Genomic DNA, 23463 nt, shown 5'->3' on the forward strand with positions numbered 1-23463 from the left:
CAACGGTAACTTTCGTTATTGGCCTGATTTTCTAAATGAAGTGCCGCGCCCACCGCGTTTAGCGTCAGTATGCTTGCGCAAATCGGTCTGGCGTTCTTCGCTGTCCTTAAGAAAGCGATTCATGCGCTCTTCAAAAGAAATAGAAGGACGACGTTTTGCCTGGCGAATGGAGAGGCCAATTTTGCCTTTGCTGTCAATGTTGATGACTTTGACGACAATCTTCTCGCGCAGCTTAAGGTGCTCATTGATGTCCTTAACATATGCGTCAGCTACTTCTGAGATATGCACGAGACCAGTTTCGCCTGTCTCCAGCTCGACAAAAGCACCAAAACTAGTAATGCCGGTGACAATACCACTCAAAATGGTGCCTACTCCCAATGCCATGAAAAACTTATTCCTCCTAGAATTGATTGTGTACCTTCAGTATTATACGGAACAAGGCGTGCAAATGTCAATGCATGTAGAGGCCGTCGGCCGTGAGCGGTGGACTGGGGCAATCACGAATCAGGAATCGTGAATCATGAACTGCAATGACGGGAGTGGCTCTCCGCTTTCCGCCCTCCGCTGTACGCCGTACGCCGTAAGCAATCATGAATCATGAATCAGGAATCGTGAACAAGGAAGGGGCACCGGGCACCCCTCCCGTTTCCCCTAAGTGCGAAGTGCCAAGTGCAAAGTGCTAGTGAAGCAAAAAGCTCCGTCCCTTTTGCTTCACTCACTGGGGCCGCGGGGGGTTACGAAAATGGGTGAGAAAATCTTGTCCTGTGGCAAGAGTAGGCCGAGGCGCTCGCGCGCTTCGCGCTCAATGTAGGCGTCGGTACTCTGGCGTGCAATTTCGCGCTGTAGACGAGCAGACTCCTGCTGCAACGCTGCCACTTGGGCGCGCAACTCGGCTTCGGCGCGGCGAAGCTGAAGCATTTCTATTTCTTGGTTAACATACACGACCATAAAGTAGGCCACGATGGCACACAAGCAACACAAAACCCAAGGCACCCGCCTGCGCTGCTTGCGCTTAGCTTTTAACGGTTGCCTAACGGGGAACGACACGATTTTCGGCAGGGCATGTGTGCTTGACATAGCCATCCTCCGCAACTAGGTAAGTGTATTACTTCTCTAGTTCGCGGGCTTTTCCTGCTATGCGCGAGAATATTTTTGCTTTCTGCGCCATGCCTAACAGGACACGTAAAAAACGAACCACGCGCAAGAGAGGCCATGCCATTACCCCTCCCAACACGTCCGCGATGGCGGCAAGAGCCGTGACAACCACGCGCAGCAGTTTGGCTGATAAGCCCAGGGCGGCCAAGCCTAGGCGCCTGACATAATGCCCGATGGCCAGCTGCTCTGCGCCTACGCCGACGGCTAGCGCCAAGCCCATATAAGCCCGAACACCGGCGGAACTTGCCAAGAGATACTGAAAAGCAAGTAGGGCACATACTCCCCAAAAAATGAGGTCGAGTAGCGCCGCCAAGTACTTCCCGGGGTTAAATATGACAGAGACGACCCTATACAGGTCAATGGCCACCCCGAGTACGACGCCGAGCGTAAGAATTTCCGCGAGACGAGCGACTTGTTCCTCTACGAGAAAATCCGTTCAAGCCACCCCCGCCCTTTGCCCTTGCCGGTTCTCAGGCGGTCGTCGAGATAGTCGATGCTCCTTACCGCGCCGTCTACGACCATGCGCCCCTGATCGACGCTGATTTCCTTGATGTTTAAATCCTCGCCGCGAATGGCCATCATGCCAAGGTCGGTCTCAACTACAATCTCGTCCTCGTCAAACTTCTCGACATGCACCACGCCCTCTACTACCGCTTGCTCGCGGTTAGTAAGCAATACCCGGTGATTATAGGTTTCTTCGGCCATGGTTCCCCCTCCTTGCTTCCTTACCCTCTCATGTATATTCAGGCAAAGGAGGAGACATGTCTGGCTAATCCCAAATTTGCGCGAGCTCAGCCTTAGGGAAGTAGTGCTTGACGATTTCTGCGTAGGCATCACCGCGCTCGGCTCTCGCCTTCGTGCCCCACTGGCAAAGGCCAACGCCGTGCCCATAGCCACTGCCGCGAAAAGTAATGCGGTCACCCGCTACGCTTACTTCCTGCCATTTGGTCGACCTAAGCCTGGTGCTGCCAATGGCGATGCGAAATGCAGGTGCCGAAACCTGAGCCCGTCCGATACGCACCGTTACGGCGCGGCCGGCGCGGTCTTTCTTCAAGACTTTAATTTCCGTGAAGTCCCCTGGGGTCTGCCCGATTTGCCTAAGCGCCTGCACTACCTCCGCGCGCGTAAAGGTCACGCTAAAGGTTCGCTCTTCTGCGGGTGTATACTGCGGACATATGTCAGTGACAGGGGTAATAAAAGGTGTGGGGAACTCGCGAAAAGCTAGCCCGTCGGCGGCGGTGCTGGTGTGCCCGTCGCAATAGGCGTGAAACCAGGTACGCACAAACTCGCCGCGATAGCTGAGCACTCTGCCGCGAGTCTTTTGCACGGCCTGCCGTACGTTGTCGTTAATGCGCTCGGCGTTATAGGCCTGAAACTCCTCGATGTTGGTCGAGGCATGGGCGTTGCGATTTGGCACCCCACCCTGGCGCGCAATTTTGTCCAAGGTAAACGTCCTCGCCACAATGGCCTGTGCGGCTAGAGCTTCTATGTGCCAAGTCGGTACCATCTCGGCGGCGACGACACCCAGCAAGTACTCCTCAAAAGGCATGCTTACGATCTGTCCTGTTTCATGCATATACACGCGAATAGTAGGTTCCTGCCTGTCGGCGGCACGAATGGCCTCGGGAATTCTTACCCCTTCTTGACGGCGCAGCATAGGACAGGCAGTTAAAGCTAGCGACGTTATCACTGCCAGAGCGAGCAACCCCAACAACGGTTTCTTAGTGTGCAGCAAAAAAGTTCCCTCCTTGCTTTCACTCCTAGTATCCGCAAGGAGGCACGCTACAACTCGTCTAGAGCACCTTCACTTCCTCTATTATCTCGTACATCAGGGAGGCGTCGGCTTTACGTGCGGAGTCCTCAATTTGCAGGACGCGCGCCTTGATGATGCGGCTGCCGAAATGCAGCGTGATGACGTCCCCTACTTTCACGTCGTGCGCAGGTTTGGCAACTCTACCGTTTACCTCAATGCGACCTGCCTCGCTGACGTCCTTCGCTAACGTGCGGCGCTTGATTAGGCGCGAAACCTTTAGGTACTTATCTAGCCTCATCTGCTTCCAAACTCCCCAAATGCAGTGCAGGTTCGCGTACGAACCTGCACATTTGCTTTATTTGTCTACTGCTTCTTTAAGCGTCTTAAATGGCCTGAAACTTGGCACTTTGCTTGCCGGTACAATCAACTTCTCTTGTGTCTTCGGGTTGCGCCCTTCGCGCTCGCTGCGGTGCTTTACTGAGAAAGTGCCAAACTCGGCGATGGCAACTTTTTCTCCTGCCACTAGGGCCTCGCTCATGCTGTCAAAGACCGCATTTACCACTACCTCGATATCCTTCTTGGTAAAATCCGTGCGCTGTTTAACTACGTCGATGAGTTGAGACTTATTCATGCCAATTTCCTCCCTTAAGAAATATTCGGGTTATGGCTACTTCTGCAGCCTACCACGCTTCTCCTGCTTCTCCGAAGGATTTTTCTAGAATCCTCTGCGTTTGACCTCATCCCATAGCTTATCCAGTGCTTCTAATCCACATGCCGCAGGGTTAAGGCCTTGCTCCCGAGCTAAACGCGCTACCTCGTCGAATCTATGCTTAAAGCGGCGCGAAGCTTCCCGCAGAGCCGTCTCCGGTTCAACTTTAAGGAAACGGCAGACGTTGACTAGCGAAAACAGCGCGTCGCCCGCCTCGCCTGCAATCTCAGCCTGCTTGTGGCTATCGATTGCGCCTTCGAGTTCTCGTAGTTCTTCCCAAAGTTTACTCCAGGCTCCGTCAATGTTTGGCCAGTCAAAGCCCACCTGCTTGGCCTTGTGCTGCAGCTTGTAGGCCTCTGCTAGTGCCGGAAGCCCTTTAGGAATGCCAGCCAGCAAACCCTCCTGCGCTCTGGCCTCCCTTTCACCCTGTTTAATGAGCTGCCAGTTTGCCAGCACTTCATCGGCGCCGCTTACCTGCAGGCCGTCAAACACATGCGGATGACGCCGAATCAATTTGCGGGAAATTGCTTCAATGCAGTCCACTAGGTCGAAACGGTTCTCACGGTGAGCAATGTGCGCGTGAAAGACTACTTGTAACAGCAGGTCTCCAAGTTCCTCGGCTAAGGCCTCGGAGTCGTCGTTGTCAATCGCCTCAAGCACCTCATAGGCCTCTTCAATGAGATAGGGCCGCAAACTAAGGTGGGTTTGTTCGCGATCCCAGGGACAGCCCTGCTCTCCCTGCAGTATATCCATCAGACGCGCAAACGCCTCCATGGCGGAGCCAAGGTGGTGGGCGTCCTGGCAGGGTGGTATGTAGACGGTATCCTCATGTGTGAACTCCCGGTGGTCAAGCTCGGCCAAGGCGACATCAACTCTCACCGCAGCAGCTTGCCCTGCTGCACGCACGACGGACACGCAGTGCTCGGGCGGATAGACCAGAAGCAACTTGAGTTTAAGCTCACTCGCCGTAAACCTGTCGAAGACTTGGGTAATCAATGTCCCCCACTGTGGGTTAAGCGAGAGGCTGTCCTCTAGGGCGTCGAGCGCGACGAGGCCGCGGGTGGGGTCAAGCTCAAGTTCGCCGCATACCGCCTCCAGGCTACTTATGGCCGGTAGGATGCGGATGCTTCTAGCGCACGCTTCTGCTCCCCGCCTAATAAGCGGCACGGTAGCCTCCGCCACCAAGGGACTTCCCGGCACCGCGTATACTACCTCACCGGGCAAGGCTAACACCGTGTCAGCTATACGTCGGTAAACTGCTGCAAAGTCGCTCTCACGCGTATAGAGGGCATCACAGGTCGAGAAATTAACCCCTGCCTCTCGCAGCGCGGCCACCGTTCCGTGCCGACTAGTGCGCAAGACGACGGTGACATTTGGTTTAGTTAAGAGCTCCCACGCACTCCGACTAATAGAGCCGGGGTCGCCCGGCCCTAGACCTACCACATAAATCATGCTGCACCTCTCACTCGTGGGACATGCGTTCGCTTCGAGCGGACGTGCCAGAGGCACGTCCCTACACCGAGTACCGCGTTACAAACGTGGCGTTACGCACGGTCCGGCGTTTGCGCAAGAAGAGTATAGCATACATGGCAAACAAAAGAGAGAGCCTGCAATGCTTGCAGCACTCTCTCGCGAAGAGCTCTTAATCCTGCATTTGCTTGGCGAGAAATCCTGCAGCGGTATCTACCAGTTTGCTTTCCATTTCACCCATGCTCATCCTAGGTTCCCGGCTACACAGTACTACCGCTCCTAACGGGTGCCCATCCGCAACGATCGGGGCAATTACTTGCGCGGTTAAGCGGCACTCTCCTTCGGGGTGAGCGATAGCACAGCTAGCACACGTGCTCCCCGGCTCTGCGTTTACCACGATGCCGCGCCTGTCTTCCATAGCTTGCTCCGCTAACTGGCCCACAGGCTGGTTCAAGAACTCCTTCTTGGGCGCGCCTGCCACTGCAATAACTGTGTCGCGGTCGGTAATAACTGCGATATGCCCTGTGGATTCGTAGAGCGAGTCTGCGTACTCCTTGGCGAAATCTCCTAATTCTCCGATGGGAGAATACTTTTTGAGAATGATCTCGCCATCGCGGTCCACGTATATCTCTAAGGGGTCACCTTCTCTGATTCTCAGAGTGCGACGAATCTCCTTAGGTATGACAACGCGACCGAGGTCATCAATGCGTCGCACGATACCAGTGGCCTTCAAAGCATAACCTCCCTTACTGTCTGCACAGCCCATGCCTATTATTTGGCACGTCGGTTGCTTTTATGCGAGTCGGTTAACGGATGAAAATGAAAACCCGGTAGCGGCGCCTAAGCTCTGTTAGGTGGTTCTCCCACAAGTTCGCTTCTCTCTCTTCCCTGAGTCGTTCGCGCACAAGCTCCTGCACTTCGGCAAAGACACGCTCGCGCGGCGGCAGTTTCCCCTCGAGCCTAATGATGTGGTACCCTTGGGCCGTTTGGACGACCGAGCTTAGGTCGTTAATCTCCGCTAAGGCCCAAGCCGCCGTTTCAAAGGCTTCCGGAAACTCTCCTCGCCGGCGCCAGTTGAGGTCTCCACCAAGTTCGGCGGACACGCCGTCGCGCGACCAGCGCCGGGCCAGCGCCGCAAAATCTCCGCCGGCCCGGATGTTTCGCAGTAGCTCTTCGGCCTGCGCTCTCTCGGCCACGAGAATGTGTCGCAGGCGAATCATCTCCGGCAAGCCAAAGGCCTGACGGTTAACATCGAAATACGCGCGCGCGTCGGCATCGCTGACGGTTATGTCCTCCGCCATTTGACTGCGCAAGCGATAAAGGACTAAGGCGTCCGCCACATACCTGTCGAAGTCGGCGACACTAAGTCCGAGTTCGGCCAGCGCAGCCTGAAAGGCCGTGGGGTCATTGCCGAAGTGCTGCTCCTTAATCCAAGCCCGCACTGTGTTTACGTGGGCGGCGCTTTCTTCGCCTGTTACTGCCACGCCGCGCTCGGCAGCTTCACGCAGGAGAAATCTCTCCACGATAAGTTGTTCGAGAATGCTCTGGGCTCTCTCTTTAGCATAGTCCTTATCCTCTCTGCCTGTACCTCGCGCATGCAAGTTGTAGGCAAATTGCACGTGGCTTTGTTTTTCGGATAGCTCGCGGCGCGAGATAAACCCGTCGGCGTAGGCCACATAGAAGCGACTGACGGCAAACCACGCCGCCGCTACCAAGAGCAGCAGCCCTAGGGCTACGCCTATCCATATCGTTGCCCTGCTGTATCTTTGCACCATTATCACCCTTCCCTCTACGTGAAACCCCAAATCCACTCTTGCTTCTTGCTTGTTTCCTATTGCCTCTTGTATGCTAGCAGCCCCACTTGCTACTGGGCACTGAGCACTGGGCACTGGGCACCCTTCCCAGATCACGCCAACAGCCTAAGCGCCTTAGTTAACCGCTGTACTTGTGCTGCCAGTTCGCCGTGCCCGCGCCAGAGCAGCGCATGCCCCTTGTGGTTCTCTACGGCTATCTCCTTATATTCCTGGAAAGCCCGCATAATGGCGCTCGCGTCAATCCGCGTGGCGGGTGAAAGCTTAAGCGTAATCGCTTGGTCGGTGCCTACTATACTCATGACGCCTAATTTCCCCGCGATAAGCTTTAAGCGGGCGACGTTAAGTAGGTTGTTTACCGGCTCGCTAGGCTCCCCATAGCGGTCAATCAGCTCATCTACCACATCGTCTAGCTCTGCTTCACTGTTTGCTGCGGCCACACGCTTGTACATTTCGATTTTTTGGCGCGAATCGCGGATGTACCGGCCTGGGAAGAACGCGTCTACCGGGAGCTTAATCTCCACTTCTACCGGTTTGACCGGCGTTATGCCGCGCAAGTTCTGAATTTCTTCTTCGAGCATCTGACAGTACAAGTCAAAGCCAACCGAGGCCATAAAGCCGTGCTGTTCCGGACCTAGGAGATTGCCCGCGCCGCGGATTTCTAGGTCCCGCAGGGCAATCTTAAACCCGGCACCTAACTGCGTAAACTCCCTAAGCGCGCTTAGTCGCTTCTCGGCCACTTCGGTTAAGTTCTTCTCCGGATGATAAGTAAGGTAGCTGTATCCTACGCGCGTAGCCCGCCCTACGCGCCCGCGTAGCTGATAGAGCTGCGCTAGGCCGAACTTATCCGCGTCCTCCACAATTATGGTGTTCACATTAGGGATGTCTAGCCCGGACTCAATGATGGTCGTACTTAATAGGATGTCATACTCACCCTCGAGGAAGTCAAGGAAAATGCGCTCTAGTTTCTCTTCCCCCATCTGACCGTGACCGATGGCAATGCGGGCATTTGGCACCAGGTTTTGCAGATGTGCGGCTACACTCTTAATCGTACGCACTCTGTTGTGGACGTAATACACTTGCCCGCCTCGCTCAAGCTCCCTTTCAATCGCGTGTTTTATCGCGCTGTCGTGGTATTCGCACACGTACGTCTGCACGGGATAACGGTCCTCAGGCGGGGTCTCGATTACGCTCACATCCCTAAGCCCCACCATGGCCATATGTAGCGTGCGCGGAATCGGGGTAGCTGACAGCGTCAGGACATCTACGTCGTGCTTAAGCATCTTTACTTTTTCTTTGTGTTGCACACCAAAGCGCTGTTCCTCGTCGATAATCAGGAGGCCTAGGTCTTTAAACCGCACGTCGGCGCCAAGTAAGCGGTGTGTGCCGATAGCTAGGTCGACCGCCCCGGCAGCAATGCGTTTGGCTGTCTGCTTGTTGTCCTTGGTACCTTTAAAGCGGCTAAGTACAGCTACTTCAATGGGGAAACCGGCAAAGCGCTCGCGAAAAGTGTGAAAATGCTGCTCCGCAAGAATGGTCGTAGGCACAAGCACCGCCACTTGTTTTCCGTCTAGGATAGCCTTAAAGGCGGCGCGCACAGCCACCTCGGTCTTGCCGTAGCCGACGTCCCCGCAGAGGAGTCGCTCCATGACCTTAGGCGTCTCCATATCTCGCTTGACTTCTTCGATGCTGCGCAGTTGGTCCGGAGTCTCGACGTAGGGGAAATTGTCTTCCATTTCCTTTTGCCAAGGTTTGTCGGGGCCAAATGCATACCCGGGGACTGAGGCGCGCCCGGCATAGAGAGCAACGAGCTCCGCAGCCATCTTCTGCACAGATTCCTTGACTCTTACCTTAGTTTTGGCCCACTCGGTATTGCCAAGCGAGTGCACTTTGGGTTCCTTGCCCTCGGCCCCCACGTATTTCTGCATTAAGTGCATTTGGTCGGTGGGGACATAGAGTTTGTCTTCCCCGCTGTAGTTTATCTCAATGTAATCCCTCTCTACCCCGCCGACCTGCAAGCTGCGTATTCCTAAGTATTTGCCGATGCCGTGGTGTACGTGCACGACGTAATCTCCGGGGACTAGGTCGCGATGCGACAAGAGACGCGCCCCTTCGGCCGCCGCCTTCGGCTGGCGCCGCCTGCGGGCTCGTGTCTTGCCCGAGACATCTCCCTCGGCTAGAATGAACAACTTGGCGTCAGGAAGCTCAAGCCCTTCTTCTAGCTCCGCGCTGATGACAGCAAATACCCCACGCGGCGGCAATGTGTTCTCTGCCCAGAGTACCGCCTCGATGTCGGCCTCCCGCAGTTGCCGCACCAGTTCACTTTGCCGCTGTGGCGAACTAGCCGCGAGCAACAGCCGATACCCCGACTGCGTGAGCCGGCGGATGTCCTTGCGCAAGAGGTCGAGCTGGCCCCAGTAGCTCGGGGGAGTCTTCTGCAAGACGGCCAGTTGTGCGTTTATGCGAAAACGCGCCGGCCGCTTGGGCAAGGTGGCTAACAACACCGTTGGGAAGCGCTCTAGGGCGTGGATTAGCTCGAAATCTTGCAGAAAGGCTTTATGCTGCGCGGGAAGAATTTGCCCGCCCATTAGCATAGCCGCGTACTGCTCTTTTAGGTCACGCGCCGCACCTTCGGCTTTTTCGATGAGCCGGGTCGGCTCGTCTAGCACCACTACCGTATCGGCCGGCAGGTAATCCAACATGGTGGCTGCGTCGTCAAGGAAGAAAGGCCAGTACCGCATTCTCCCCGGAAACGAGACGCCGTTTTGCAGCCGCTCGCAGTCCTGCTCGATATTCTTTTTCAGCAGCCGCCCGCGCTCGACATCAAGGGAGGCTGAAGCTGTCTTAAGCGATGCTCGAATTTTCTCAAGACCTGCTTTAGTCTGGCTCTCCGGCCAAAACACCTCTACGGCAGGCGGCAAAATAACGCTAGCTTTGTTTAACTGCGAGCGCTGTGTCGTTAAATCGTAGACTCGGATGGAGTCGACTGTGTCCCCAAAGAACTCCAGCCGCACAGGCTCTTGGCCGCTGAGAGGAAAGACATCGACAATGCCCCCGCGCACCGCACACTGCCCCATCGTCTCTACCAGTTCGACACGCTCATATCCGCTGTTGATTAGGCGCAGCACAAGCTCGTCTCTACGCATAGTCTGCCCCACGGAGACGTTTAAGCAATGAGCGCGAAAGAGGTTAGGCGGCACCAAGCGGACAAGCAACGCATCCCATGTAGTTATAACTACCGCCGGGCGCTCGCCGCTCACAAGGCGCGCTAAGAGAGCTAGGCGCTGCCCTAAAAGCTCCGGACTCTGCGCCGTGAGGCCGTAGAGCAAGGCCTCTTCGGCTGGAAAGAGAGCTACGTCAAGCCCGGGCAGCATGCGCTCGAGGTCGGCGCGCAGGCGCTCCGCATGCGAGGCCAAGGGAGCCACGATGAGGAGCGGCACTTTCCACTGCGTTCGCGCCGTCGCCAGTAACAACGCCTTGCCGAGCTGTGTGGCTCCGCTCACATACAGATGGCGATGACCTTCCTTTACGGCGCGCGCGAAATCGTACCAGCTGTCGCTCTCGATGTACTCATTAATGATGTGCTGCACTGCTACCCCTCCAGATTAGCCGCCATTTCAAGCTTCATAAGCCCTAGCTTCTCCGCTAGGGCGTAGTGCGCTTGCAGGCGCGCTATTTTGCACAACTATTATGTCGATTAGCCGCTGTCTCTACCCCATACAGCACAAATGTTTCCACCGCTTCTATGGCACGCTCCACGGTGCGCGCGAACAACGCCTTCTCGTCCTCGCTAAAGCGCTCCAACACATAGTCTTCGGTAGAAACGCCTAAGGGCGGCCTGCCTATGCCAACCCGCAAGCGCGCGAACTCAGTCGTGCCAAGGCAGTCGGCAATGCTTTGCAGGCCCTTCTGCCCACCCGCGCCGCCTTGGGCGCGGATACGCAGGCTGCCTAGCGGCAAATCAAGGTCATCGCTAATCACTAGCATGTCACTTAGGTCGATGTCTAGCCTCGCTACCGCAGCCTTAACGGCCTGCCCCGAGCGATTCATAAAGGTCAGCGGTTGCTGCAAGTAGACGCCGACACCGCAAATCTTGCCGCGCCCAAGCAGCGACTGGTGCGTGTTCATACTTACACGCACACCATGTTTGGCGGCGAGCGCGGCTAGCACAGCAAACCCGGCATTGTGGCGCGTGCCGGAATACTCACTGCCCGGGTTTCCTAGACCGACGATTAGTTTCAAGGGGGCACCTCCGTTTCGTGGAGGGGCTACCAGCCGCCGGCCGCCGGCCGCCAGGAGTAGGGAGCGTGCTCCGTGCTTCGTGCTTCGTGCTCCGTAGCTGATGGCATACGGCGCACAGCTTACAGCGGAAAGCGGAAAGCCGCTCCGCCGTTGCAGTTCATGATTCACGATTCACGATTCATGATTGCCCCGCTCACAGTTCACAGCTCACAGCTCACAGCTCACAGCTGGCGGCTGGCGGCTCACGGCCCTTAATCAAACAACTTACTTACCGATAAATCCTCATAGATGCGCAGTATGGCGTCTCCAAACAACGGGGCCACGGGGAGCACGGTAAATTTGGCAATCTGCTTGTCCGCGGGGAGAGGGATAGTGTCCGTGATTACCACTTCCGTTACCGGTGATGCCGCAAGGCGAGTCACTGCCGGCCCGGACAAGACGGCGTGCGTGCAACAGGCATAAACTTCGCTAGCACCGTGCGCAAGCAGCGCTTCTGCCCCTAAAGTGATTGTGCCGGCCGTATCGATAATGTCGTCAATCATAATGACGCGCTTGCCACGTATGCGCCCGATAATGTTCATAACTTCGGCGACATTAGGCTCGGGGCGCCGCTTGTCAATGATGGCGATATCTACCCCAAGGCGGTTGGCCAAATCGCGCGCGCGCGTCACGCCGCCAAGGTCAGGCGATACGACAACCATATCCTGCAGGCCTTTACTTTTGAAGTACTCGGCTAAGATAGGGACACCCGGCAGATGATCCACCGGAATGTCAAAAAACCCTTGGATTTGCCCGGCATGCAAGTCCATGGCCAATACGCGGTCTACTCCCGCTGTGGTCAATAAGTTGGCTGTAAGCTTGGCGGTAATAGGGTCTCTGGCCCTGGTCTTCCGGTCTTGTCTGGCGTAACCGTAATAGGGAATAACCGCCGTAATCCGGCGCGCCGAAGCGCGGCGCAGGGCGTCAATCATAATCAGGAGTTCCATTAGGTGCTCGTTAACGGGGGTCGAGGTGGGCTGCACGACAAATATATCCGCGCCGCGCACGCTCTCTTCAATCCGCACATGCACTTCGCCGTCGCTAAACCGCATTACCTGCCCCTGCCCTAAGGGTATCCCTAGATGTTCAGCAATTTGTTTGGCCAAGGCGGGGTTAGCATTGCCGGTGAAGATCTTAAGTCGTCTGTCAGGATATGCGATCAATCTGCCCACTCCTCACTACGCTACGCACTGTATTCTAGCACAAACTTTCGCCCGGTGAAACTTCCGTGGTCTTGCGCCGCTTGGCCCAGCCTTCTTTGTTTTCCTGTCGCGCGCGGCCTACCGCCAAAGCACCGGCCGGAACATCGCGCGTAATCGTGGAGCCCGCGGCCACAAAGGCTTCTTCCCCAATATTAACCGGGGCCACCAAGTTGGCGTTACACCCCACAAAAGCGTCGTCGCCTATCGTCGTCGCATGCTTTTTTTGCCCATCGTAGTTGACAACGATGACTCCGGCCCCGAGGTTGGCGCGTTTGCCAATCTCCGCGTCACCTACATAAGCGAGGTGAGGTACCTTAGCCCCCTCGCCAAGCGTAGATTTCTTTATCTCGACAAAATTACCGACGCGCACAGCTTCGCCGAGCTCGCTTTGCGGGCGCAGGTGGGCAAACGGCCCGACGCGCGCGCCGCGCCCGATACAGGATTCTGTCACCACCGAGTGCACTACGCTCGCGCCGTCATCGATGGTGCTGTCACTAATTATGCTGCTCGGGCCGATTTCGCAGTTGCGGCCGATACGCGTGCGTCCTTTAAGCAATGTGTGAGGCCAAATGACGGTATCCTCTAAGATCTCGACATCCGCCGCGATATATGTAGTCTGCGGCGCAATAATAGTCACCCCACGCTGCATTAACTCGAGTTGTTTGCGCTCTTGCCAAGCTTCCTCTGCCTTTGCCAACCAGATGCGGTCGTTAATGCCGATGGTTTCTTCCCACTGCGGCGTCTCTAAGGTGCCGATGTGACCCTGTTTAAGGAGCTCGGCAAAAACGTCGGTAAGCAGATACTCTCCTTGTGCGTTGGCGTTGTTTAGTTTGGCCAGCGCAGGCCACAGGTAGCGAGCAGAAAAGCAGTAGAAGCCGGCGTTTACTTCTTGAATGGCCAGCTCCTGCTCCGTAGCATCGCGTTCTTCGACAATACCGACAAACCTGCCTTGGCTATCGCGTTTGATGCGCCCGAGCCCGCGCGTATCCTTGGGTCGTCCGGTCAAAATTGTTGCCAAGGCGCCAAGGCTGTGGTGTGTGTCCAGCAGGCGCGTTAGGGTGGCAGGAGTAATCAGCGGGGCATCGCCGCACAACACTAAGACTGTGCCGGCAAACTCCCCAAGCACCGGCTCGGCCCGCTGGCAGGCATGACCCGTGCCTAAGCGCTCCGCCTGTACGACAAAAGAGCACCCGGGCCCGGCTGCCTCGCGCACGACATCGGCATCTTTGCCTACAACCACGACTATCCTCTCTGCTTTGGCGGCTGTCGCCGCCCTGACCACATGGCGCACGATAGGCACTCCCGCCACTTTGTGCGCTGTCTTAACCAACTGACTTCGCATGCGCTTGCCCTCGCCGGCAGCCAAAATAACGGCGGCAATGTCATAACCCATAGCGCCCCTCCTCGAGTCAAGGTAACTACTGTCGCCTCCATTATACTGCAGAGCAAGCAAAAGACAAGGCGCAACCTTAGGGTAGGCTGCGCTAAATGGCGGCTTCTTAACTTATGTATCTCTTGGCAGTTACGAGACTACTCTCTCCAACTCCCGGCGATAGGCCTCCAGCACTTCGCTCTGGATTCTCTCGCGCGTCGTAGAGTTGATAGGATGCGCTATGTCGCGGAATTCCCCAGCCGGAGTCTTCCGACTTGGCATCGCTACAAACAGCCCGTTGTTGCCGTCGACAACGCGCACGTCGTGGATGACGAAAGCGTTTTCGATGGTAATCGAAACTATAGCCTTCATACGTCCTTCGTTGCTGACCTTGCGGATACGCACATCAGTAATATTCATGGTCTCACCGCCTTTCTCCACGCTGTCCATTTATTGCCTCAATTCTACCTCCACGCAAGATTTCCTTCTTTTTTGCGCAAAGTTTTGTGATTTTGTGCTATCCCGCGCATATCCCCCTGCTGTTGGCACACACTACTAGCGGTTCCCAAAACAATTTGAGGAGTGGTTAGCATGCAGAGGACAGTAATCGGTCTGTTCAGCACAGAAAGTGAAGCCGAGCGTGCGGTGCGCGCGCTGCGTGACAGCGGCTTCACCGAGCAGGAGATCTCCCTTATCTCCAAAGACAGAGGTCAAGGGAAGACGACAGGCGGCGGGCGCGGCGGCGGTATGGGCCGCGACACCCAGACGTCGATGCGGCAAGACAACATCAGTGACGGCGTTACCTCGGGTGCGGCTTGGGGCGGGTTGGCAGGGCTAGCCCTCGGTGCCGGCGCTATAGCCATCCCGGGACTTGGCCCCATCGTCGCCGCCGGCCCTATAGCCGCCGCTCTCACAGGCGCCGCAACCGGTGGACTGGCGGGGGGGTTGCTTGACTGGGGCATTCCCGAAACACGCGGACGCCAACTGCAGGAAGAAGTCCGTCAGGGCAAAATTCTAGCCGTACTTAGGTGCAGTGACAACAAAGTGGACCGGGCCTCAACCATACTGCGCGAAAACGGTGCGCGCGACGTAGAATCGCATTCCGCCACTACCCGTAGATAATGGTCGCAAAAGGGCTGCTCTGCTTTAGGCGGAACAGCCCTCTTCTTTAGTCACAAACCTTACGCCCCCGCCAGAATGCGGCGCGCAATGTCTAGGTCGCTGTCTTTGTCAATGTCTGTACCAATCTCAGGGTATGGACAGACTACAGCGACGCACTTGCACTCTAAGAGCTCCGACATGCGCGCTTCGACTTCAGCAATGGAGAGCTGTCCGGCCAAAAGCTTAAACAAGAACCGGAGCCCGATCAGCGAGCCTAGGCCCAAGACGCTCTTGCGCAAGGCCACAAACTCCCGCATCCGACTGCCGACGCGCTCGGCGACGGCTGCATTGACTACGCTCAGATTCCCCCCGGTAAAAGTGCCTTCGCGCAGCGTCGCGTAAGTACGCTTGACGCCGGGATATTGGCGTTCGTTGGTCTCCTTGCTGATAATGGGGTAGAAGAAGTCGCCTTCTCTGTCGGCTATACTCGTTAAGTAGCTGTCGAGCACGGGCGTGGTGAGCATGGGTATGTCTGAGGTCACGACAACTACGCGCTCGCTTCCCGGCAGGGCGCGCACTGCCGTCAGGCAGTTAGCCACCATGTCGCCGCTGTCCTCGATTAAAGTGACGCGAGGCCCTCTGTAGTGCACTAGGTCGGCGACAGGACCTACCGCGACGATTGTCTGTATCAACTTAGAACCGAGCAACGCCTCGAGTACGTGCGCAAACATAGGCTTGCTCCCAATGGGGATCAGCGCCTTGTTACTAGCTCCATGCCGACGCGCAAACTCGTCGTGATGAGACCCACCGGCGAGAATAATTGCATTCATAGCAGCCCTCCTGTCTACGCCTTGCGCTCTTTGACCCAGTCCATCAGTGAATGCTCGGCATTCTCGATGTGTTCTCTAGCGAGCGCCTGCGCGAGTGAGCTGTTGCGGTCAGAAATAGCCTCGACAATGCTCTTATGTTCTTGAAACACTGCCTTTATCCTGCCCGGTGTAGACAGGGATGAGCGCCGAAAGCGGGCGATTTGCTCGCGCAAGTTGCTAATAATCTGCGACAGGCGGCTGTTGCGGGTAGCGGCAAAGAGCAAGGCGTGGAACTCCTCGTCTAATTCTACCATGCGTTCGATGGTCCCCTGCTGCTCACACGTCCCAATCTCCACCAAAACGCGTTCGAGTTGCTCTAACTCCTCCGGCACAATGCGCTCGGCGGCAAGGCCAGCCGCTAAGGATTCGAGGGCGGCACGCACTTCAAAAGTCTCGGCGATATCGCGAATGCTCAGGTCGGAAACGTATGCGCCGCGTCGCGCCACCATGCTTACGAGCCCCTCAAGCTCTAGCTTGCGTATGGCCTCGCGCACGGGCGTACGGCTCACGCCCATGTCTTCGGCTAGCTGCAGCTCCATCAGCCGCTCTCCCGGCTTGAGAGCCCCCGAAATAATCGCCGCGCGCAGGTGCTCAAAGACAATATCGCGCAGCGGCTTGTAGTTTTCGAGTTTAATGGGAATCAAATGACCTCACACTCCTTAACTGCGGTAGCTCGGCTGTACTCTAGGCGCGTCATGGTACGCGCAAGAAACTCACAGTAACCGTCGCCTAGCGACAAAACGCCGACCGGAGGCGACGCGTAAAACCCACACACCGCCGAGCCGCTGCCGCAAAGCAGGACTCTCTTAGCTCCGTCTAATCTGAGCACCTGATAGATATCGGCGAGCGGCGGCAAAAGCTCCTGCGCCGCCTGCTCGAGGTCATTATAATACCCGTCGTCCCCACAAACTTCGCGGGTGCCTGTATGGGGACGCCACGCCGCATACACCTCGGCCGTAGACAGGCCGGCGTAGGGCTTTATAATCCGTAGCCACCACTGTCTGGCATCCGGCAACGCTTCAAGCTGCTCACCCCGTCCGCGCGCACGCGCCGTGCCGCCGGCAAGAAAAAAGGGGACATCCGAGCCTAGTCGCGCTGCTAACAGCCCCAGTTCCTCCGTACTTAGGGGGTTGTGGTGTAACTGGTTTAGCCCAAGCAAGACCGCTGCGGCATTGCTGCTCCCGCCGCCTAGCCCCGCTTGCACGGGGATGCGTTTGGTGAGCCAAAGCGTAGCACCGGGAACGCGTCCTAAGCGGGCAAAAAAAGCCTGCGCAGCTTGGTAGCAGAGGTTCCCTTCCCCAGACGGCAAGTGCGGGGGGGCATGGAGGCGCAGGTCTTCATTAGAAAGTGCAATAGTTACTTCGTCGCAGAGGTCCATCGACTGCAGGATTGTGTCTACTTCGTGGTAGCCGTCTGCCCTCTTTCCGAGAACTTTCAGGCGCAAGTTTATTTTGGCGGGGGAAAGGAGCCTTACAGCCACAACATACACCTCTCCCCCATTTTAATACACCGGCGCTCACATTTCTAGTGGAGCAATGGCGCGCCAAACTCCTCGGCTAGAGAGCTGAGATGGTCTAGCGTAGCCGGCAGCGACTCATAGAACACCACTACCAGGTCGTCGGATTTGGCGCTAGCTAAGCTCTCGCGCAGGGCCTGCCTTTCGTCAAGCACGACGGCTATATCGGCCGCAGCACCGCCTGCCGAGGCTCCGGCCTGAAGCAGTGCCGCTACCTCGCCCGGCTTACGCCCGCGCAAATCCTTGTCTTCTTTAATGCGGAGAGAATCAAACCTTTCGCCGGCAGTTTGCCCTAGCTTGACAATGCTCTCATCTGTGCGGTCGCCGGGAGCACAGACGACCCCGAGCAAGCGACCGCGACACAGCCCACGCGCTAACTCCGTCACATATTCGAGACCCTTGACGTTATGCCCGTAATCAACCAGTACCGAGGCGTGCGCAACTTTGATGAGATTCTGCCGCCCGGGGTTGTGAGCTAGATCCGGCTGAAACGCTGTAAGTGTCTCTCTGCATGCGTCTAGAGGCACGCCTATGCTGTAGAGGGCCGCAAGCGCCGCCGCGCAGTTTTCTAGGTTGTGGCGAGCCTTGCCGCCAAAGACGAGCGGCACGACGTTTACGTCTAAGGTGAGCAAAAGCTCCCCCGCCTGCACCACGCAAAACGAGCCGCTGTCGACGAAGACCGCACAGCCGCCTCGCGCTAAGTGTTCGTCGAGCAGTGCGCTTCGCTCCTTGCCGAACAGCACCATTTCCCGCCCGGAGCGCAGGCCCGCCCGCAGGCTGTATTCGTTCTCGGCGTTTACAACCACCTTCCCACCGGGGCGCACGGCTTCGGCTACGAGTGCTTTGACGTGGCAGAGCTCGTCGAGATCCCGCACTCCGTCTTGGCCTAGATGGTCTTCCGTGACGTTAGTGACCACGGCGACGTCGGCAAGATTATAGCCGAGGCCGCCGCGAATAATCCCGCCCCGCGCTACCTCCAAAGCTACTGCCTGCACGAGCGGGTCGCCGAGCAACACGCCTGCACTCCACGGACCGGTCGTATCCCCGCTGACGAGCAGGCGGTCGTTGATGTAGATGCCGGCCGACGTTGCATACCCTACGTAGGAATAGGCGCGGCGAAGCCCGGCCGCAATCAGGCGCGTGGTCGTGGTCTTGCCGTTAGTGCCGGTTACGGTAATGAGCGGCACTTCTGTTCTTTGCCCCGGCGGGAAAATCATGTCTACGATAGCACCGGCTACGTCGCGCGTTTGTCCTTCTGAGGGATATAGGTGCATGCGAATGCCCGGCGCGGCATTAACCTCTATAATCGCGCCCTGCGTGAGCGGGCAGGCGATGTCCGGCATTACTAAGTCGATGCCGGCGATATCGAGCCCAATCAGTCGCGCCACTCTCTCCGTCAGTTCGGCGACGCTCTGATGCACAAGGGCAGTGACATCAGTCGCGGTGCCGCCGGTGCTCAGATTAGCGCTCCCGCGCAAAAACACCGCCTCGCCGCGGGCAGGAACGGTTGTCGGCGCATGCCCTTGCTTGCGCAAGACGCCGAGAGCCAGTTCGTCGATGGCCATGCGTGTTAGGGGCTTCTCGTGCTTTTCGCCTCGCCGCGGGTCTTGATTAGCGATTGCGACTAGCTCCTCGACAGAGTGGCGCCCGTCGCCTACCACATGCGCGGGAGTGCGCTCGGAGGCAGCTACGAGCTTCCCCCCTACGACGAGCACCCGGTAGTGCCTGCCGACAATGTACTCCTCTACGATTAGCTTACTGCTGTGCCGTCTGGCCAAGGCAAAGGCTTCGATTACGTCTGCTTCGGAGTTGACGTTAAGACTCACGCCGCGCCCCTGATTGCCGTCACTGGGTTTGATGGCGACCGGCTTGCCTATCGTGCGCCACGCTTCGATGGCCTCCGGCAGTGTGGCAACAGCATAGCCAAAGGGCACTGGTACACCGGCTTTGGCTAGAATGTACTTGGTCATGGTTTTGTCGGCGGCGATATCTACGGCGATACACGACGTGTCGTGCCCAACTGTCGCCTGCACGCGCCGCGCGAAACAGCCGGTTCCCAGCTGCAGCAGGCTTTCTAGTCCTAGGCGGCGAACGGAAATCCCTCGCTGTGCGGCCGCACACGCAATCGCGGACGTGCTTGGCCCGAGCTGCCCGGCAGTGATCTGCGAGCGAATAGGCTCTAGCTTGCTTGCCAGCTCAAACTCCCGGTTATCCAGGCAAGCCGCGATTAGATCAACGGCGAGAGCAGTGAGCGGCGCCACAGCCTCCGGACACGCATGCTCTACTACCACGGCATACAGAGAACCGTCGCCTATCTGCCGCGTCTGGCCAAAGTTCTTGGCCGCGCCCACGCTCGCCTGCAGCTCAAGGAAAACATGTTCCAGAACATGGCCAAAGTACGTGCCAGACCTAAGGCGCGCGGCAAACCCCCCGGGCTTACCTGCACAGCGGTGGTCTCTGAGCCCCGGCAGTAGCTGTTCGAGCCGCTCGGCAAAGCCTGCGTACTCCGCGCTTTCGCGCTCGGTTAAGGATCCTAGGTCAACCGTAATCTTGGACACGGGAAAGTGCGCGTAAATGTTTCTTCCCTCGAAAACTTTAATGTCTTGAACTTTCATAACTTTACCTTTCCGAAGGAAGGCTTTCTCGTCATCAGGTCAAAAGAGTACCCTGCGGGCAGGATGTGCAGCGTAACATCCGTAAGCGCTAAGGGTTCGTCTGCAGAGGTGTCAGATACCGTGCTGTGCGTTAAAGTGCGCCCATCTAAGACCGTGACGCAGCCTGAGCCCACTACTGTAAACCTCCCACTAGTCGACACTTCAATTGCGGTGTCTTCGTCAATGCCTAGTCCCATTACATATGGGTTCTGTGCCATCGCGCCTAGGAGCCTGCCGATTCTTCCCCGCTGCGCAAAGTGCTGGTCAATGACCACTTGGCTGATGAGTCCAAGACCGGGTGCTAAGCGCAGGGAGTCCTGTTTAGGTTCCGCCTGACCCATACCTGCCACGATCATAATGTCGCTCATGACAGAAGCGCCGGCGCTGGTTCCCGCGATGACCGCTCCGCGCCGACTTACTTTCTTTAGTTCATCGTCGAGCGCAGTTCCGCCCACCAGGCTCGTAATGCGGAGTTGATCGCCTCCGGTAAAGTACACGCCCGTAGCCTTTTCTACGAGGGCTACGCTCCTTTTGTCATTAGCCTGTTCGCGGTCGGCAACATGCAGCAGGCGAACTTTCCCTGCTCCCAAGCGGCTAAACAGCTCTTCGTAGCGGTGTCCCGCCTCACCGGGACGCTCTGTAGCGGCAGTTACCACCGCGATAACCGCTTGACTCGCTCCGGCGAGAGTTATAAAGCGGCGCAGGATGGTACACTTACCTTCCTTGTCTTCGGCCCCGCCAATGACAAAGAGATACCCCTCGATGTCTTTGACCACTTTTCCAATCTCCTTTTGTCATCTAGTCTAGAGTTGCCCTTGACCGCAGGTGATATACCGCACACAAAAGCCACTCCGCGAATTGAGAAATTCACGGAGTGGCTTTAGAAACATATGGGGTGAATTTGCCTAACCTCGCAAGTTCACTACTCGTTGCTCAGGTCCGATAGACAGCTCTACTGATTGGGTTAAGACATCGGCATAACTGACGGAGATACGGCTGACACAGTGCTGCTCTCCCATCCGCACGAGGAAATGAGAGGTGTACGTGCTCTCGATAATGCCTTCGCGTACTGTCGCCTTGCGTCGGCCTCGGTTGGCCCTTAACCAAACCTTTTCCCCGATGTGCAGTTCAAGGTCGCGGCGAATGTCCGCAATGACATTGCTATTCACAAAAACCCACCTTCCCTGCTTGTCTAGCATGATTATACCAAGACAAGCAGGCGGTGTCAACCGGAAGTTAATTATTATAGCAACGCCACTAGGCACTGTCAAGCAAAATTTCGCGCACTTAAACGGACAGTGATAATGTCACGCCCTACGCCTCGAAGTAGCGCGCCAAAGCGCGACAGAGCGCCTGCGCAGCTTTTTGTTGCGTAGCTTCTTTGGCTAAGAACAGCTCCTCCGCCGGATGCGTAAGAAACCCAATTTCGACGACAACGGCCGGCACCTCCGGTTGCGTGCGCAGCACGTAGAACGCCGCCTGCTTAACGCCGCGGTCACGCAGTTTCAGTGCGGCGATGAGCTCGTTGTGCACTAGGCGCGCTAAGTCTCGGCCCTGGGTGTTCTCCGCGGAGTGATAGGTCTCCGTACCGCAGACCTCACTGCGTTCGTGAGCGTTAAAGTGCACGCTCAGAAAGGCCTCGGCCCCGCCTTGCCGCGCGCGGTTGACGCGCTCCGCCAATGATAGCGATTGGTCATTTGGCCTAATGTCGAGAACTTCCACCTGCAGCTCCCGCAGTTCTGCCGCTAATCTATCTACCACTTGCCGGGCGAGGTCCTTTTCTAGGTAACCGGCAGGCCCGATTGCGCCGGGCTGCTGTCCGCCGTGCCCCGCGTCAAGCGCGATGCGGCGCCCTCTGAGTCGATGCGGACTGGCTTCCCACTCGAACTTGACGCCCTGCTCCCCTCTTTTGCTCGCCACGTGGCCACCCCGCACGTCGACTTTGACCGCGACATGGCCTTCGGGCGTTCGCTCCATAGTTACGGCGCGTAGTGCGGCCGGCCACCCCGTTCCTTCGAGGCAAAGACCTTGCGCTGAGGGCAACGCGGTAGTGCGTTGGTTCCCGCTCCAACTGAACACGAGGGAGTTGTGCGCAAACTGCAGGCCGAGCAGGCGCCCAAGCGACAGGTTCAGGTGTAGCGTGCCGTCCACAAAGCGTACACTGCCCAAGAAGGCCTCCGCCAAAGACTCTAGGCACACGTATAACTTCCCCTCGTAGACTAGCGTCTCGCGTGCCAATATGACCTTCTCGCCGTTTAGCGCGGCGCCCTTTTCATTTACGGGCACGACGAAGAGATTATTTCGCCATGTCACGACCGCCGGACTGTCGTTCCCTGCCCACACCGTGTTGCCACCTAGAGCGCGAAAGACCTCGCTCAGCTGTGCGTAGAGCGCACCTTGGTCATACTCAAGCAAAGCATAGTCACTCGGCGGCTGGCCGTTAACGACTATGGCTGCCCTTGTTGTTTTCACCCCCAAAGCTTTCCCTGACAACACAAACACTCCCCCTCATAGCAGTGTATGAACGGGAGTGCGACATTGCGCCTGCGGGTGTGCTACTTTGTGAAATGCGTCGTAACCGTCAAGTGGCCGACCTTACCCACACACTACGTTAGGGCCTCCATACCCATGATCTATTGTCACCGACACCCAGTTCATAGGACGTTGCACCACGATTCCAAACTTCCCATACGCTTTCGGTCTCAGTCGTATGCCTCACAGACAGATTGAGTTGCATAAAGAGAACAGTCGCACTGAAGCCGCTTTCAAACTCATCCATCTCGGACGTTGACTTCTTCTGCCCTGCATGTGGTCCTATTGAGTTCCCTGTCCACGCTGCATGAGGCGCGGCGGCAAGGGTCTCAATGTAACCAGCGGCTGTAGCGTTGGCATTCAATTGACGGGCATAGAACTTGTTCTCGGTCCCTATGCGGACCCACACCCATGTATCTCCATTGTCTTGGTACTGCTCGATGACATACTCTTCGAGGCGGTAATCGTACTGTGTCTGACACGCTCTCTGTCGGAATACCGTATCGTTCCCTGACACTGGCAGGGTCCATGTGAAGCCCGTACCAGAACCAAGTTGACGCCCACGGGTCACTTCCCCAGCACCGTCCCACACCCCAAGTGTTACTGCTAACGCAATTTGTCCCGCAGCAGACGGCGTAAGTTGACCGAGGATTGCCGTGAAGCGTGGCCGAAACTACTGGTTCGGGTGGCCACTGCTAGAGTTAGGCATATCGGGGGCTTTGCCCCCGAACCCCCAAGGTTTACCGCTTTGGTTTTCCAGAGGGATGAAGAAAGGACGATGCAACGCATCATCCCTCTGCTAAACCTCCGACGCCGCTCAGGTTGCTCCTCAGCATTGCCCTACCCTGTGTCGGAGTAAAAGCCTAAGTTAGTTCTCCTTGTATCACTCGCTTTACCATGTGATCGTCAATTATACGTTGCCGGTTCTGTGAGGCGTACATTAGGCAATGTGTGCAGAGCTTGTTAATTACCCGTGCCGACCCGCCTGAGAAACGGTAGATTTCATCAACGGCGTTCGCGGTAAAGATGTCCCTCGTC

Annotated in this window: 23 protein-coding genes; 1 reads left to right on the top strand and 22 read right to left on the bottom strand. The window is 57.0% G+C overall.

The window, feature by feature from the left end:
* Window positions 1–15 precede the first annotated feature (15 nt).
* From KGZ66_00505 to spoVG, 15 genes are all read right to left on the bottom strand, one after another.
* Complete coding sequence (locus KGZ66_00505) at window positions 16–384, bottom strand: S1 RNA-binding domain-containing protein (GenBank protein MBS3984076.1); 369 nt, start codon at window positions 382–384, stop codon at window positions 16–18.
* Between the two features lie 327 nt (window positions 385–711).
* Window positions 712–1077 (bottom strand): septum formation initiator family protein, encoded by a 366-nt coding sequence (locus KGZ66_00510; protein MBS3984077.1) that lies wholly within the window; start codon window positions 1075–1077, stop codon window positions 712–714.
* 28 nt (window positions 1078–1105) lie between these two features.
* Window positions 1106–1522 carry a hypothetical protein gene (locus KGZ66_00515; protein ID MBS3984078.1) on the bottom strand — a complete coding sequence of 139 codons (417 nt, stop codon included), beginning with the start codon at window positions 1520–1522 and terminating at the stop codon, window positions 1106–1108.
* A gap of 53 nt (window positions 1523–1575) precedes the next feature.
* The gene (locus tag KGZ66_00520) at window positions 1576–1860 is read right to left on the bottom strand and encodes a YabP/YqfC family sporulation protein (GenBank protein MBS3984079.1); all 285 of its coding nucleotides are present in this window, start codon (window positions 1858–1860) and stop codon (window positions 1576–1578) included.
* 64 nt (window positions 1861–1924) lie between these two features.
* Window positions 1925–2890, bottom strand: a complete 966-nt coding sequence (locus tag KGZ66_00525; protein MBS3984080.1) for a SpoIID/LytB domain-containing protein — start codon at window positions 2888–2890, stop codon at window positions 1925–1927.
* A gap of 58 nt (window positions 2891–2948) precedes the next feature.
* Complete coding sequence (locus KGZ66_00530; protein MBS3984081.1) at window positions 2949–3206, bottom strand: RNA-binding S4 domain-containing protein; 258 nt, start codon at window positions 3204–3206, stop codon at window positions 2949–2951.
* 57 nt (window positions 3207–3263) lie between these two features.
* Window positions 3264–3539 (bottom strand): HU family DNA-binding protein, encoded by a 276-nt coding sequence (locus KGZ66_00535; protein MBS3984082.1) that lies wholly within the window; start codon window positions 3537–3539, stop codon window positions 3264–3266.
* A gap of 84 nt (window positions 3540–3623) precedes the next feature.
* The gene (gene mazG / locus KGZ66_00540) at window positions 3624–5069 is read right to left on the bottom strand and encodes a nucleoside triphosphate pyrophosphohydrolase (GenBank protein ID MBS3984083.1); all 1446 of its coding nucleotides are present in this window, start codon (window positions 5067–5069) and stop codon (window positions 3624–3626) included.
* A 190-nt stretch (window positions 5070–5259) separates the two neighbouring features.
* Window positions 5260–5853, bottom strand: coding sequence for a stage V sporulation protein T (gene spoVT / locus KGZ66_00545; protein ID MBS3984084.1), 594 nt, complete (start codon window positions 5851–5853; stop codon window positions 5260–5262).
* Between the two features lie 40 nt (window positions 5854–5893).
* Window positions 5894–6862, bottom strand: a complete 969-nt coding sequence (locus KGZ66_00550) for a peptidylprolyl isomerase (protein MBS3984085.1) — start codon at window positions 6860–6862, stop codon at window positions 5894–5896.
* Window positions 6863–6993: 131 nt separating this feature from the next.
* A complete protein-coding gene (gene mfd / locus KGZ66_00555) occupies window positions 6994–10488 on the bottom strand; it encodes a transcription-repair coupling factor (GenBank protein MBS3984086.1) in 3495 nt (1164 codons plus the stop codon).
* 82 nt (window positions 10489–10570) lie between these two features.
* Window positions 10571–11140 carry an aminoacyl-tRNA hydrolase gene (gene pth / locus KGZ66_00560; protein MBS3984087.1) on the bottom strand — a complete coding sequence of 190 codons (570 nt, stop codon included), beginning with the start codon at window positions 11138–11140 and terminating at the stop codon, window positions 10571–10573.
* 251 nt (window positions 11141–11391) lie between these two features.
* Window positions 11392–12339, bottom strand: a complete 948-nt coding sequence (locus tag KGZ66_00565) for a ribose-phosphate pyrophosphokinase (GenBank protein ID MBS3984088.1) — start codon at window positions 12337–12339, stop codon at window positions 11392–11394.
* A gap of 37 nt (window positions 12340–12376) precedes the next feature.
* Window positions 12377–13774, bottom strand: a complete 1398-nt coding sequence (glmU, locus tag KGZ66_00570) for a bifunctional UDP-N-acetylglucosamine diphosphorylase/glucosamine-1-phosphate N-acetyltransferase GlmU (protein ID MBS3984089.1) — start codon at window positions 13772–13774, stop codon at window positions 12377–12379.
* 129 nt (window positions 13775–13903) lie between these two features.
* On the bottom strand, window positions 13904–14173 hold the full coding sequence (gene spoVG, locus KGZ66_00575; GenBank protein MBS3984090.1) for a septation regulator SpoVG: 270 nt from the start codon (window positions 14171–14173) through the stop codon (window positions 13904–13906).
* Window positions 14174–14344: 171 nt separating this feature from the next.
* On the opposite strand from spoVG, the gene KGZ66_00580 reads away from it, so the two are divergent.
* Complete coding sequence (locus KGZ66_00580) at window positions 14345–14875, top strand: hypothetical protein (protein ID MBS3984091.1); 531 nt, start codon at window positions 14345–14347, stop codon at window positions 14873–14875.
* Between the two features lie 59 nt (window positions 14876–14934).
* On the opposite strand, the gene KGZ66_00585 is transcribed toward KGZ66_00580, so the two are convergent.
* The 7 genes from KGZ66_00585 to KGZ66_00615 all read right to left on the bottom strand — a co-directional run bounded on the left by KGZ66_00585 (window position 14935) and on the right by KGZ66_00615 (window position 22389).
* Window positions 14935–15684, bottom strand: a complete 750-nt coding sequence (locus KGZ66_00585; GenBank protein ID MBS3984092.1) for a nucleotidyltransferase family protein — start codon at window positions 15682–15684, stop codon at window positions 14935–14937.
* A 14-nt stretch (window positions 15685–15698) separates the two neighbouring features.
* Window positions 15699–16367 (bottom strand): GntR family transcriptional regulator, encoded by a 669-nt coding sequence (locus tag KGZ66_00590; GenBank protein MBS3984093.1) that lies wholly within the window; start codon window positions 16365–16367, stop codon window positions 15699–15701.
* Window positions 16364–17203: a 4-(cytidine 5'-diphospho)-2-C-methyl-D-erythritol kinase gene (gene ispE / locus KGZ66_00595; GenBank protein ID MBS3984094.1), complete on the bottom strand. Its 840-nt coding sequence runs from the start codon at window positions 17201–17203 to the stop codon at window positions 16364–16366. Before ispE ends, KGZ66_00590 begins: the two co-directional genes overlap by 4 nt.
* 44 nt (window positions 17204–17247) lie before the next feature.
* On the bottom strand, window positions 17248–19854 hold the full coding sequence (gene cphA, locus KGZ66_00600) for a cyanophycin synthetase (GenBank protein MBS3984095.1): 2607 nt from the start codon (window positions 19852–19854) through the stop codon (window positions 17248–17250).
* On the bottom strand, window positions 19851–20669 hold the full coding sequence (locus KGZ66_00605) for a cyanophycinase (GenBank protein ID MBS3984096.1): 819 nt from the start codon (window positions 20667–20669) through the stop codon (window positions 19851–19853). Before KGZ66_00605 ends, cphA begins: the two co-directional genes overlap by 4 nt.
* Before the next feature lie 129 nt (window positions 20670–20798).
* The gene (locus KGZ66_00610) at window positions 20799–21062 is read right to left on the bottom strand and encodes a Veg family protein (protein ID MBS3984097.1); all 264 of its coding nucleotides are present in this window, start codon (window positions 21060–21062) and stop codon (window positions 20799–20801) included.
* A 145-nt stretch (window positions 21063–21207) separates the two neighbouring features.
* Window positions 21208–22389, bottom strand: a complete 1182-nt coding sequence (locus tag KGZ66_00615; protein ID MBS3984098.1) for an N-acetylmuramoyl-L-alanine amidase — start codon at window positions 22387–22389, stop codon at window positions 21208–21210.
* Window positions 22390–23463: the final 1074 nt, after the last annotated feature.

The organism is Selenomonadales bacterium (genome assembly GCA_018335585.1).
Taxonomy (GTDB): domain Bacteria; phylum Bacillota; class UBA994; order UBA994; family UBA994; genus UBA994.